Here is a 12,958-nt window from a genome sequence, read left to right as displayed (position 1 = left end):
CTAGGCTGAATGGGCGGGCACGCGCCCATGGTCGTGAGGCGCGGCAGGGGCGGCGCAGTTTTCGGCGATGAAGCGGGCGTGCGGCACTGCCAGCGCTGCGGCGCGCCCGATGGCCTCGCGCATCTTGGCGAACGAGGCGCCCAGTTCCTCCACCGTCAACTGGTCCGCCAGCGGATCGTGGCGGGGCGGCCAGATGTCGAAACCGGCATACATCGAAAGCCAGCTCGGCGACTGGAAGGAGTCCCACTCGAAACGCGGCAGCTTGCCGCCGCCGGTGAAGGCACGGATGCGCGCGGCCAGCGTCTCGGGCAGTTCCAGCGCGCGGCATTCGTCCCACATCGCCTCGCCCTCTCGGCGGTTCGCCCAGTAGTGGAGCAGCAGGAAATCCCTGATCCGCGCATATTCCAGCCGGGTGATGCGGTTGAATTCATCCGCCAGCGAGGGATCGAAGTCACGGTCGGGGAAGTGGTCGAGCAGGCGTTCGACGGCGCTCTGGATCAGGGTGATCGAGGTCGATTCCAGCGGTTCGAGAAAGCCCGCGGCCAGGCCCACCGCCACGCAGTTCTTCTCCCACAGGCGCTGCCGGTGCCCGGTCCTGAAGCGCAGCATGTTGGGTTCGGCCAGCGTCTCGCCTTCGAGCCGTGAGAGCAGCGTGGCGGTGGCCTCGTCGTCGGAGATGTGGCGGCTCGAATAGACGTAGCCGTTGCCGACACGGTGCTGGAGCGGGATGCGCCACTGCCACCCGGCGGAAAGCGCGGTGCTCCGGGTGAAAGGGGCCAGCTCCTCGCCATGCGTGCAGGGCACGGCCACCGCGCGGTCGCAGGGGAGCAGGTGCGTCCAGTCCTCGTAAGGCACGTCCAGCGCCTGTCCCAGCAGGAGGCTGCGGAAGCCCGAACAGTCCACGAAGAGATCGGCCGCCAGTTCGGCGCCTCCTTCGAGCGTGACGGAGGCGATGCGTCCGGTCTCTCCATCGCGGTTCACGCCGGCGATGGTGCCTTCGACATGGCGCACGCCCAGATCGTCACGGGCGCGCCGGGAAAGGAACCGCGCGAAGAGGCCCGCGTCGAAATGGATCGCCCAGTCGAACACGCCGAGGTCGTTGGCGGGCTGGTCGGGCGGCAGCAGCACGAGACCGCGCGATGCCGCCTCGGTCGCCAGGCAATAGGCCGAGAGCGGGGTCTCGTCTCCCGCCATGCGGCGCTTGAGCAGAACTGGTGGAACGGCACCGCGAAGGCGTCCACGCCGTAGCGGCCGAAGGGATGGAAAAAACGTTCCCCGGGCCGTGCCCAGTCCTGGAATTCGATGCCGAGCTTCACGGTGCCCTGCGTGGCCCGCATCACTTCGAATTCGGTGACGCCGATGGCCTTGAAGTAATCCCGAATGGCGGGAACCGTTGCCTCGCCCACGCCGACGGTGCGGATGTCGGGGCTTTCGACGAGGGTAATCTCGATCGGCAGGCGGCGCAGGCGCGTTGCCAGCAGGTTTGCAGTCATCCAGCCGGCGGTGCCGCCGCCGACGATCAGGATGGAACGGATCGCATTCTTCGCCATTGTCTGGCCCCCCGAAGACCTGTCCAGGTCGTGAACCTAGCCGGTCGCGATGGAAAAAAGATCCCCCCCGCCCGGAGGAGGTGGGCGGGGGAGAAAGGGGGGAGGTCAGAACTTGACGCGCGCACCCATGGTGAAGCGGCGTTCGAAGATATTGTTGTAGGCCTTCTGGTCCTTCCAGGTGAGGTAGTACTTCTCGTACTCGCCCGTGAGGTTGGAACCCTGCCCGTAGATCGTGATGTTCGGCGTCACGTCGTAGCTGATCGAGGCGTCGACGTAGTTGGTGGGCGCCTGGTAGAGTTCCAGACCGGCAATGCCGCCGAAGTTGGACTGTACCGCGCGCTTGGAACGGAAGTTCCACGCCACGCGGGCCTGGAAGTGCGAGTCCTGGTAGAACACGGCCGCGTTGGTCTGGATCTTCGAGTTGTCCTGGAAGGGAATCTTGCGCCCCGCCAGATCCTTGTCGCCGGTGCTGGAGGGCGAGAAGGTGAAGTTCGTGTCGATGCCGAAGTTTTCCAGGAAGCCCGGCATGAAGCCGAGATCGGTGAACGAGAGTTTCGCACCGGCCTCGACCCCCTTCAGCGAGCCGCCCGAACCCTGCACCGGGGTGCTGATCGAGACCGTGCGGTTGCGCACCACGCCGTCGTTGTCGGGCAGGTCGGTCCGGATCTCGTTGCCGCTCTGGATGAAGCTGTCCACCGCGATGTGGAAAGCGCCCAGGCTCAGCAGGCTTCCCCGGCCGAGGTAGTATTCCAGCGATGCCTCGACATTGGTGGCGCGCCAGGGATCGAGGTTCGGGTTGCCGTTCTGGCTGCCGCCCGTGACGCGGAAGACAGGGGTTCCGGGAATGCTGGTGTCGATCGCGTAAGTCGGGTTCAGGCCGCCGCCCCACTGGTTGAGGTCGAGCAGGGTCATCGTCTTCGAGAAGGCGAAGCGGAACTTCAGGTTCTGCGCCAGGTCGAAGGCCACGTTGAACGCGGGCAGGATGTCGGTGAAATCACGCTTGGTGTTGACCGAACCGCCCAGTTCGTTGGCGAGCCCGTAAGGCTGTGGGCCTCCGGTGATGTACTGGGTGATGTCGAGCTTGGTGTTGATGACCTTCACGCCCCCGTTACCCGAGAAGGGCACGCCGAACAGGTCGCCATGGAAGTCCGTCTGGACATAGCCCGAGATCTGCTTGACGCCGACCTTGAACGATGCGCCCGGGTTCATGACCTCGACGTTGCCGGGGTAGAACTCGTTCTGGAAGGCCAGGGCGTTATCCATCGCCTTTGGATCGAGCACGTACATGGCAGGCACGCCCGCAACGCCGGGGTTGAACAGCTTGACCCGGCCGCCGAGGGTCGGATCGTTGGCGAGGCGGGTGAGACCGGCGGTGTAGAAGCCGGAAGCGTCGCCGGCGCTGCACGAGCTGTCGCTCATGGGAACGTCGAACGCCTTCCACTTCACGAGGCAGCCGTTCGGATCGCTCGCCATGCCGGCATAGAGCGGCGCAGCGCGGTCGAACTCGTAGTCATTGATGGAGCGTTCGGAATAGCGGCCGCCGAAGCTCACCGTGAGGTCCGGCGAGGCTTCGTAGGAGCCATCCGCACGCAGGACCTTGAGGTCGCCCTTGCGGCGATAGTTGCCTTCCGACGACATCGTCTTGAGCGCATAGTTGCTGATGTCGCCCAGTTCGCTCAGGAGCTGGGAGGGCAGGGTGAAGACCGGCTTGTTGCCGGTGAAGTCCACTACGGCGGGAAGCGAGTTCAGCCCGGCAATCGTGTTGACGGTGTAGCCGTTCTCGTTGAACACGCGGTCGCCGTCGGGATAGTGGCCGATGCCGCCCGGCTGCCACTGCCGGCCGTCCGACATGCTGAACTGGAGGTAGCTCTGGTCGTAGTACTGGTGCGCCTTGCCATAGATGCCGCGCAGACTTCCCTTGAACGGACCGCCATTGTCGAATTTCAGCTCGACGTTGTAGTTCTGCGACTGCGACTTGTAGCGATCGGTCTGGGCGTAGGAATCGAAGTTGCCGAGATCGTAGTTGTAAACCTGGGTGGTATTGATGTTGTAGGTGCGCCCGTCACCGCCGACATAAGTTGCGCCCGTATCGCGTGACTGGCCGGGGACGAATTCCGCCGCCTGCCAGTTCACGTTCTGCATCTGGAAACCGGCAGTGCGGTCATGCTCGTTCTGGCGGGTGAAGAAAGCGTCGCCGGTCAGGGTGAGGGCGTCGTTGATCATCCACTGCGCCGAGCCGTTGATGCCGAGGCGCTGGCGCTGGTTGATCTTGTTCCAGCCGGTGAAGCCCTGCGGAACGATGAAGGCATCGTTGGAATTGCCGTTGCCGTTGACGTCCACGCCGCCGGCTACCGCCGTGCCGCGCGGGCGGTTGGCGGGCGAGAAGCCGTTGGTTGAGGTAGCGTCCAGCGTGCCTTCGTTATGCAGGGCGGCGCCGTAGCCTTCCTGGATGCCGTTGTGCGAATTCGACAGGCGCACGTCGGAATAGGCGGCGGAGACCATGAAGCCGAAGCGGTCGTTGTGCCAGGAAAGCAGGCCGTTGAAGTTCGGGTCGAACTTGTGCTTGGTCTTGTCGCCGTAGGCCCCTTCCGCCGCGACGGCGACGGTCACGCCTTCCTTCAGGTCGAAGGGACGGCGGGTGCGCAAGTTGACGGTGCCGGTGATGCCGGCGTTCAGCGAATCCGCGGTGGCGACTTGATGACGTCGGCGCCTGCGAAGAGCTGCGAGGGGATATCGTTGAAGTTAGGCTGGATCGTGGTGATCGACTGCGCGCCGAGATAGGCTTCGCCGTTGAGCAGCGTGGTAACTTGCGGAAGGCCGCGGATATTGATGGTCGAACCTTCGCCCGCGCTGCGCAGGATCTGCACGCCCGGAATGCGCTGGAGGGAGTCCGAGATGGTGACGTCGGGCAGCTTGCCGATGTCCTCGGCAGAAATGGAATCGACCACCGAAGTCGCATTGCGCTTGATGTTGACGGCGCGTTCCTGGGAGGCGCGGATGCCGGTGACGATGATTTCCTCGGCGCTGGGATCGGCCGTCGGAGCGGCGGTACCGCCGCCATCGGCCTGTTCCGCCACGGCAAGGCGCGTGGCGGTTCCGGTCAGGACCGGCGCGATTTCCTCGGCCCAGGCGCCATGCGACGAACCCAGTGCAACGATAGACGTGGCCGCCAACAGGACGCCACGACGCACGCAACTATGCTGCTTCATTCCCCTCAACTCCTCTCCACTCACGCGCGATGCGTGCCTCATTCTTTTCGGAGAGGGGCGTCGACCCGCGGTCGTACTGCCGCTTATCCTCTCCGGGTGCGAGTATTCTTGGTGACTCGCGTTGCGATACACATCTGCCCAATAGGGAAGAGCGTCAACTTAAATTTTTTCTTTTTTGTTAGTTCGGCGAGCAATCCGGATGTAATCGTCTGAGCCATGAAAAGAGAGGATCGCATCGTCGCATCACCTGATTCGGCGGAAGCCCGTGGCAAGCGGCTCGCCATCTCGCTGTCCGGCACCAACCTGGCGCGGGCGAGCGATTACAACCAGCGCATCGTGCTCCAGGCCATCCGGCTCAGCGGCGAAACCACGCGTATCGAACTGGCCCGGCAAACCGGCCTGACCGCGCCCACCATCGCCAACATCACCTCCCGGCTCGACGAGATGGGCCTGATCGCCCACCTCGGCCGCAAGCATGGCGGCCGGGGGCAGCCGGCCCTGCGTCTTGCGATCAACCCGGACGGGGCCTTCGCCATCGGCCTTAACGTGGACCGCGATCACATCACTCTTGTCGCGCTCGACCTTGCCGGCGAAGTGCGCAGCCGCGTCACCCGCGAAGTCCGCTTCGCGCTGCCGTCGGACGTGCTGGCTATCGTTGCCGAGGAAATCGACGGCCTGCTGGCGGCGGGCGGGGTCGACCGGGAACGGGTGTTGGGGATCGGCCTTGCCCGGCCCGACGATCTCGGCGGGATCGCCTTGCCGCACAAGCCGGAAGGCTACGGCAGCTGGTCGGAAGTCGATTTCCCCAGCCTCCTCAAGGAAATCCTGCCCTGGCCCGTCCATGTCGACAATGACGCAGCAGCGGCCGCTCTTGGCGAGGCGCAAGGCGTGATCGGGCAGGAAAGGCCGAGCTTCTTCTACCTGCTGATCAGCGCGGGTCTTGGCGGCGGGCCGGTGATCGACGGCAGCTATTATCGCGGCGCGCGGATGCGGAGCGGCGAAATCGGGCTCATGCCGGATGTCGGCGCGGCCGAGCCGGGGGCGGTGGTGCAGGACACCGTTTCGCTTTCGGCGATCGAGGAGCGGCTGTTGCAGGCCGGGCGCAGGCTCGATGCGCTGGAGGACCTGCTCGCCCTGGATCCGGTGATGGCGACCACGATGGACCAGTGGATCGCGACGCCACCCGCGCGCTGACCGGGCCGCTGGTGGCAGTGTCGTGCCTGCTCGATCCCGACGCCATCGTGATCGGCGGCCGGCTTCCGGTGCCGCTGATCGAACGGTTGAGCGCCCGGCTCGACGCCGCCCTCGCGCAGGTTTCCATGCCCAATCGCGTGCCGGTCCATCCGGCGCAGATGGCGGCGGAAGCACCGGCCATCGGCGCGGCGATCCTGCCGTTCCTTGACCAGCTCCTGCCCTCCGATGCCATCCTCATGCAGGCCGGTCGCTCGGACCCGATCTAAAAAAAAGAAATTGTCTTATTCGGTGAACGTGCCAAAGTGCGCTTGAACACTTGAAGCGTCGCGGGCGTGTATGGATTTGCCTGGCGAAGGCGCAGTTTTACCGGAGAGGGCTATGGCGGGTTTCGCGCCGATGCGGCGAGCGGCCGCATGACCATGCGGATTGGAATCGATTTCGGCGGCACCAAGATCGAGGCGGCGGCGCTGGCTGCAGACGGCTCGGTGCTGCACCGCCGCCGGACGCCGACGCCCGGCTCCTATGACGGTGCGCTGGCGACGCTCTGCGAACTTGTGGCGGCGGTCGAAGGCGAGCTTGGGATGCGCGGCACGATCGGGATCGGCACGCCGGGGTCGGCGGCGCGCGGCACCGGCCTCATGCGCAATGCCAATTCTGCCTATCTCAACGGACGCCCGTTCCAGCGCGATCTCGAAGCGGCGCTGGGCCGGCAGGTCCGGCTTGCGAATGACGCGAACTGCTTCGCCCTGTCGGAAGCCATCGACGGTGCGGCGGCGGGCAAGGCGTCGGTCTTCGGGCTCATCATCGGCACCGGCTGCGGCGGCGGCTTTGTGCTGGACCATCACGTCGTCGGCGGCGCGCATGGACTGACCGGGGAACTCGGGCATATGCCGCTTCCCGATCCGCAGCCCGACGAGCTTCCCGCGCCGCCTTGCTGGTGTGGTTTGCGCGGATGCTTCGAATCCTGGGTTTCGGGAACGGGCTTCCGCCGCTCGTTCGAAGCCGCGACCGGACGCGATCTCGATGCGCCGGCCATCGTTGCCGCCGCCGAGGCCGGGGATGCGCATGGACGCGAGGCGCTGGAGCGCTACCGTGATCGTCTGGCGCGCGGTCTGGCGGTGGTTGCCAACCTGCTGGATCCAGACGCCATCGTGCTGGGCGGCGGCATGTCGAATGTCGAGCCGATCTACGAGGGATTGGCGCAGGCCGTGCGGGCGCGGACTTTCTCCGGCGCGTGGACCGGCGAAGTCGTGCGGGCGCGCTGGGGCGACAGTTCGGGCGTGCGCGGCGCGGCGCTGCTCTGGGACGTGGACGAGGCGGTTCCTGCCGCCTGACCCCGATCAGGGTGCGCTGCGCAGCGCGCAGACCTCGCCGGAAAGGCGGTGCACCAGCCGTGCGCCGTTCGCGGTGAATTCCAGCGTGGCGGCTTCCGCGCCGAAACGGGGCCATGCGGGCAACCCGGCGGCATTGGGATCGCCCGTGGCTGCAAACGCGGTCCAGTAAGCGGCGAGCGGGGCGAGCGCGCCTTCCGCGCTCCCTGCGGCGCCGAGGACGTAGCGGATTTCCGAACCGTGGGTGACCGGGGCCTCTCCGGGGCCGTCGATGCTGAACTGGTAATGCCAGGTGCGCCCGCCGCCATGCGCGCGGGCCGCCGCGACATGCAGGGCGGGGCAGCGGAATGTCAGGTCGTTCGCCAGCCGCAAGTCGAGATCGGCGGGGGGCGTGCCGCCGCGCGTCAGGCCATATGCCTTCAGCGCGCTGGGCGCATTCGTTCCGAACCCCTGCGCGATGGCCCGCTGCGGCGTGCCGTGAAGGCCGAGTTCGTGGAAGTTGTTGCCCAATATCAGCGGAATGTCGTTGCCGGTCCCGCGTGCCAACGATGCTGCCGGGGTTTCCGTCAACACCACTCCGTCGACCACGGCCTGAAGCCAGATGAAGCTGTCATCATCCAGCGCGGGAACGTCCGCCGCCTCGCTGGCGGCGATGAGCGCCGCTGCCGGGACGGCGCGAAGCTGCCGTGCCGAGGCATGGGGCGGGGCCCCGGCGGCCACGGCGATATGCTCGCCCAGCGTTTCGTTTTCGGTCAGGCTCCGGGGCGGCAGGCCGAAGCCGGGGGTTCCGCTTTCGGCGATGGCCTTGGCGAACAGCCCCCGGGCGCCGGGCGAGAGCATTTGCAGCCCGACGTCCTGAGCCCCTGCGGATTCGCCGAAGAGCGTCACATTCGCCGGATCGCCGCCGAAGCGGGCAATATTGGCTTGGACCCAGCGCAGGGCGGCCTGCTGGTCCATCAACCCGTAATTGCCAGAATGTGCGCCGAGCGCCGGGTGGGACAGGAAGCCGAGCGCGGAGAGCCTGTACTGCACGCTGACCAGCACGATGCCGCGCCTGACGATCGGCGAGGAGATCGTGCCCGCACCGCCGCCGCCGCGATTGCCGCCGCCGTGGATCCAGACCATGACCGGCAGCGGCTTCTCCGGCCGCAGGGACGGCGTGCCGACTTCCAGATAGAGGCAATCCTCCGACTGGTTCGCCGCCGCTTCATGGTTCCAGCCGTAATCCACCTGCATGCAGGCCGGGGCGGAGCGCGTGGCTTCGCGCAGGCCCTGCCACGGCGTGACGGGTTGCGGCGGCTGCCAGCGCAAGTCGCCGATGGGCGGCGCTGCAAAGGGAATGCTGCGAAACAGGCTGCGCCCGTCTTCGGTGGTCTCGCCCCGGATCGTGCCGGCATCGGTCTCCACCACGGGCGCGGCGGCGCTCGTCCCCGCCGCGGTCAGGACGAGCGCCGCCAGAGCGCCGATCATGGCACGCGGGCGGCGGCCAGCGGCCTTGTCGCGGGCAGGGCGAGGGCCTGCTTGAATGCTGCCTCGGCAACCTTGTTCATCACTTCGTATCCGGCGGGCGTCGGGTGGACATGGTCGGAGGTGAGCCCCTCGCGCGCGCCGAGGCCGGTGCCCTTCATCGCCGTCCAGTAATCGGCATAGACCGCGCCGGTCTTTGCGGCATAGCTCTTGAGCCAGGCATTGATGCGCTGGATGCGCGATCCCGTGTCGAGGCCGGGGCGCCAGGGGAACAGGTCGGCCGGGGGAATCGAGGCGATCACCACGCGGATGCCGTGCGCCTGCGCCAGTTCCACCATCGAGCGGAAGTTGCCCTGGATCTGCTCGTCGGTCATCGGCCCGGTATTACCGGCGATGTCGTTGGTTCCGGCCATGATCTGCACGACCTGCGGCTTGAGATCGATCACGTCCTGCCGGAAGCGCAGCAGCATCTGCGAGGTCGTCTGCCCGCCGATGCCGCGTCCGATCCGGCCCGGCGTGAAGAAGGGGCGATCGAGATCGTACCAGCCCTGCGTGATGGAATCGCCCATCAGCACGATGCGGGGGCGGGCAGCAGTGGCCGCATCCGCCAGATTGGCGTCCCGGTAGCGCGTCGTCCAGGCCCAGTCCGTCCGCAGGCGCAGGTCCGCCGCCTGCGCCGCATTGGGCGCTGCGGGCGCGGTCGGAGCCGTCTGGGCAAGAACCGGCGCGGAAAGAGCCAGGGAGGACAGGGCAAGGGAGGGAAGGGCGAAAGCAGGCAGAATTTTCAGGCGCAAGGTCATTTTCCTGTGGCGATGGTCCGGGGTTCGACGTTCCAGCCGCGCAGCTTGACCGAAGGTGAATTGCCGGCGGCAGCGGTGGGCGCGGTGATCGTCACGTTACGGGTCTCTCCCGGCAGAAGCGAGACGTAGTTGTCCGAGAAATAGGCCGGAAGCACCTGTTTTCCCTTGGCATCGAACAGGGTCAGCTTGGTCTGGATCGCGGCTGTCGTGCCGGGGTTGGTCAAGGTGACCTCGATCCTCGTCTCGTCGCCGTCCTGCGCCGCCCTTGCGCTTGCGGTGAGGGGCACCTGCGCCATGGCGCTGAGCGCCTGAAGCGCTTCGTCGCTCGCCGCCTGCCAGTAGAAGTTGTCGGAAAGCCGGGTTCCCGATGTGTCGACCACCTCCAGCCGCACCAGAACCGGACCCGAGGCCATGAGCGGCGCAAGGTCGAGCGTGAAGGCCTCGCTAACCTTGCCGGCGGTGAGATCGAGTTTCGTCTCCTGAGCCGCAAGCTGGCGGCCGTCGAGCGCCTGCACCCTGGCCCGCACGGTCACGCCGGAAAGCGCGGCCATGCGGTTGTTGACCACGATCACCTTGTGGTCCGGCAGGTTCATCTGGACGTGGACCGGCTCGGAGGCCTTTTTCATCCCGTAGAACGCGCCGTGGGTGTCATAGTCGGAGGACAGGATCTGCCACGCCGAACTCGGCCAGGCGGGCTGGGTCATCCAGAGCATGCGGCCCGAATTCTCGGTCCAGAGGCCGGCGTTCATGCCCTCGAAGATCGCACGATAGCTTTCGTATTCCAGCATCTGCGCCTTGCGCTCGAAATCGGGCAGGCTGGTCGGCTTGCCGAATTCGCGGTCCATGGCATCGGTGAAGGTCTTGACCGCGCCGTTCCCGGTCTGGTGCCAGTCGTGATAGGCCCAGGTATTGCTGATCGGCCAGCGCTCGCTCGCCGGGATCGCGCGCTCCCACGATTCCAGCGTCGGGAAGGACGGCGTGCCCACCTCGACCGCGAAGCCCTTCGAGTATTCGGTGAAGTACTTCTCCGGCGCGCGCCAGTTGTAGGGGCCGGAATCGTGCAGGCTGATGCGATTGGACGAGGTCATGTAAAGGCGCGTGCCGTCCTCCTTGCGGAGCAGCGTGTCCAGCCCTTCGTTGAGGATCGGTTGCGGCACGCCTTCGTTGCGGCCGAACCACAGCACGATCGAGGGATGGTTGCGGAACCGCTGGACCACGTCCCTGGCATTGCCGAGGAACAGGTCCGCGTCCTCGGCCTCGATATTGTAGTCCTGCGTCGATTCCCAGAAATCGCTCATGACCATGAGGCCGTATTCATCGGCGAGATCGAAGAAGCTGGCCTGCGTATTCTGGCCCACCCAGTTGCGGATGACGTTGACGTGGGCGTCCTTGTGCAGCTTGAAGAAGGGCTCCAGCCGCTCGCGGTCCACGCGCTTCATGAAGTCGTCCATGCCGATCGAGCCGCCGCGCGCGCGATCGCACGCCGTTGTACGCGCAGGACGAGGAACGGCGAAAGGCCCTCGTCACCCCGGATCGGGGTGACGGCGGGGGAGTTCTCGGCGCCGGGCGCGAAGGAATAGGCCCAGCCGCCGCGCACCTGCCGGATCGCCTCGTGCCGTTCGTCCACGATCTGCTGGCCGAGCGCCCGCGCCTTCTCGAAGTCGATGGCGACCCGGTCGAGATTGCCTTCGCCGTCCACCAGCGAGAGTTCGTAAGTGACCTGCCGCATGCCGAAGCGCAGATCCTTCGCATCGGACTTGCCGCCATCGACCGAGGCGGTCAGGTGAAGCGTGTGCAGCGCCGGGTCGCCGTATCCGTTGGGCCACCAGAGCCGGGGATTGCGCACCGCCAGCACGGCGTCGGTCTCGGGCGAGAAGCGCACCGAGGTGGATTGGCGCGCCGGAACGGTGATCGATCGCTCCACGGTCACGTCGTCGAAAGCGGCGCGCACGGTTGCGGTGCGGGGCTGGTCCGACAGGTTGGAGACCGGAACCGTGATCTCGACATTGGCTACGGAATTGTCGGGATTGGGCAGGGTGGTGACGACTTGCGGATCGCCGATCCGCACATCGCCCGAGGCGAGGAGCTGCACGTCCTGCCAGAGCCCGGTCTGGCGGTCGCGGATGGTGGGGATCCAGTCCCAGCCTTCGGAGGCGCCGAAGGTCGGCCCGTCGAGCATCATCGCCCCGCCGTTCTCGCCAACGCCTGCCGTCAGCGATTCCTCATGGGCGCGGCCCGGATGCGGCGGCGGCGAAACGCGGATGGCCACGGCGTTGCGGCCGGGCTTCAGGTAGGGCGAGACATCGAAGCGGCCGCGCACGAAGGCCCCTCTGGTGGTGCCGACCTCGGTGCCGTTCACCCAGACTTGCGAACTGAAGTTGACCCCGTTCAGCAGCAATTCCAGCCGCTTGCCGGAAGCTTCTGCGGGAAGATCGAACTCGGTGCGATACCAGTAGTCCTGCCGCGCCAGCTTTTCGGGAATGACGAGGTTGTTCAGCCCGTGCGCGGGGTCGGGATAGACGCCCCGGTCGACAAGGGTGGTGAGCACGGTGCCGGGAACGGTGGCCGCGTACCACTTCCCGGTCGTGAAGCCGGGGCGGGAGATGGCAGCGGCATCGCCGGAAACGGCCGGCGCCTCGGCCAGCGTCCACTTCTGCAAGGTCCACCGCGCATCGCCCTGCGGCGCAAGGGCGGGGACTTGCGGCACCGGCTTGGCGATGGGCTTGTCCGGCGCGTAGCGCTGCGGGCAGGGTGGCGGGAGGCTGGGGCGTGAGCTGGCCCTGCATCTGGCGCACCTGAAGCGGCCAGCGGGCGCTGGTCTCGGTAAACTGGATCAGCGCGGGGTCGGGCGCCTGCGCGGCGGCCTTGCGCAAGTCCGGCTCGGTGGCTGCGCCCGCCTCCAGGTTCAACCCGGCGATGCGGCCCGCCACGCTGCCCGAAGGGTTGGCGGATGGCGCTACCAGCAGTCTGGCGGGCGGTGATGCGAGATGGCGGGCCAGCGCCGCTGCCGGCCGGCCGTCAATATAGAGCCGCTCGCCCTTGTCGGTGGCGACCAGCGCGAAATGGTGCCAGCCTGCCGCATCGCGCAGCACCGGGCCGGAGGCGCTGTCTTCCCCGGCCGAGAGCACGGGCCTTGCGCCGTCGAGCGCGATCGACACGATCGGGGTTCCTGCCGGGTCGGCCAGGGCGACGAGCTGTCCGTGCGAATTCTTGGAAAGGGCGGCCCAGAAGCTCAGCGTCCAGGACGATCCGGGCGCGACATCGCTGGACCAGGTGGGCGCGGCGGGGATCACTTCCAGATCGACCGGCCCGGCGCCCTGCGCGAAGACCGAATTGGCCAGGACAAGAAGCGGCAATCGCACAGGCAGTTGCCAGAACGCGCGCGCGCGAATCGATTCTTCCCATTC

At 66.8% G+C, this 12,958-nt stretch carries 10 protein-coding genes and 1 pseudogene; 4 read left to right on the top strand and 7 right to left on the bottom strand.

The features are described from left to right. The 3 genes and pseudogenes from ADT71_RS17995 to ADT71_RS33980 form a co-directional block, all read right to left on the bottom strand. Positions 1-1,493 (bottom strand): annotated as a pseudogene (locus ADT71_RS17995) (tryptophan halogenase family protein). 162 nt (positions 1,494-1,655) lie between these two features. Beyond that, positions 1,656-4,196, bottom strand: a complete 2,541-nt coding sequence (locus ADT71_RS17990) for a TonB-dependent receptor (RefSeq protein WP_231635999.1) — start codon at positions 4,194-4,196, stop codon at positions 1,656-1,658. A gap of 26 nt (positions 4,197-4,222) precedes the next feature. Continuing rightward, positions 4,223-4,759, bottom strand: a complete 537-nt coding sequence (locus ADT71_RS33980; protein ID WP_231635998.1) for a TonB-dependent receptor plug domain-containing protein — start codon at positions 4,757-4,759, stop codon at positions 4,223-4,225. 216 nt (positions 4,760-4,975) lie between these two features. On the opposite strand from ADT71_RS33980, the gene ADT71_RS17985 reads away from it, so the two are divergent. The 3 genes from ADT71_RS17985 (at position 4,976) to ADT71_RS17980 (ending at position 7,287) form a co-directional block, all read left to right on the top strand. Further along, positions 4,976-5,953: an ROK family transcriptional regulator gene (locus ADT71_RS17985; RefSeq protein ID WP_369818305.1), complete on the top strand. Its 978-nt coding sequence runs from the start codon at positions 4,976-4,978 to the stop codon at positions 5,951-5,953. After that, positions 5,926-6,219 (top strand): hypothetical protein, encoded by a 294-nt coding sequence (locus ADT71_RS35875; RefSeq protein ID WP_369818304.1) that lies wholly within the window; start codon positions 5,926-5,928, stop codon positions 6,217-6,219. Before ADT71_RS17985 ends, ADT71_RS35875 begins: the two co-directional genes overlap by 28 nt. 147 nt (positions 6,220-6,366) lie before the next feature. Continuing rightward, positions 6,367-7,287 (top strand): ROK family protein, encoded by a 921-nt coding sequence (locus tag ADT71_RS17980; RefSeq protein ID WP_054438996.1) that lies wholly within the window; start codon positions 6,367-6,369, stop codon positions 7,285-7,287. 6 nt (positions 7,288-7,293) lie between these two features. Here the strand turns inward: ADT71_RS17980 and ADT71_RS17975 are convergent, their stop codons facing one another. From ADT71_RS17975 to ADT71_RS33970, 4 genes are read right to left on the bottom strand one after another with little or no spacing between them, the layout of a single operon-like run. Further along, positions 7,294-8,754 (bottom strand): carboxylesterase/lipase family protein, encoded by a 1,461-nt coding sequence (locus ADT71_RS17975; RefSeq protein ID WP_054438994.1) that lies wholly within the window; start codon positions 8,752-8,754, stop codon positions 7,294-7,296. Beyond that, positions 8,751-9,545 carry a GDSL-type esterase/lipase family protein gene (locus ADT71_RS17970; protein ID WP_231635997.1) on the bottom strand — a complete coding sequence of 265 codons (795 nt, stop codon included), beginning with the start codon at positions 9,543-9,545 and terminating at the stop codon, positions 8,751-8,753. Before ADT71_RS17970 ends, ADT71_RS17975 begins: the two co-directional genes overlap by 4 nt. A 2-nt stretch (positions 9,546-9,547) precedes the next feature. Further along, positions 9,548-11,002: a glycoside hydrolase family 2 TIM barrel-domain containing protein gene (locus tag ADT71_RS33975; RefSeq protein ID WP_231635996.1), complete on the bottom strand. Its 1,455-nt coding sequence runs from the start codon at positions 11,000-11,002 to the stop codon at positions 9,548-9,550. Beyond that, positions 10,987-12,258, bottom strand: a complete 1,272-nt coding sequence (locus ADT71_RS33970) for a sugar-binding domain-containing protein (RefSeq protein WP_231635995.1) — start codon at positions 12,256-12,258, stop codon at positions 10,987-10,989. Before ADT71_RS33970 ends, ADT71_RS33975 begins: the two co-directional genes overlap by 16 nt. 332 nt (positions 12,259-12,590) lie before the next feature. On the opposite strand from ADT71_RS33970, the gene ADT71_RS33965 reads away from it, so the two are divergent. Beyond that, a partial coding sequence (locus ADT71_RS33965) for a hypothetical protein (RefSeq protein WP_231635994.1) occupies positions 12,591-12,958 on the top strand: 368 nt, incomplete at its 3' end.

The sequence above is a fragment of the Novosphingobium sp. ST904 genome (assembly GCF_001298105.1).
In the GTDB taxonomy this organism is placed as follows: domain Bacteria; phylum Pseudomonadota; class Alphaproteobacteria; order Sphingomonadales; family Sphingomonadaceae; genus Novosphingobium.
The sequence above is the reverse complement of the archived record's forward strand: the minus strand, read 5'-3'. Positions and strand labels throughout refer to the sequence as shown.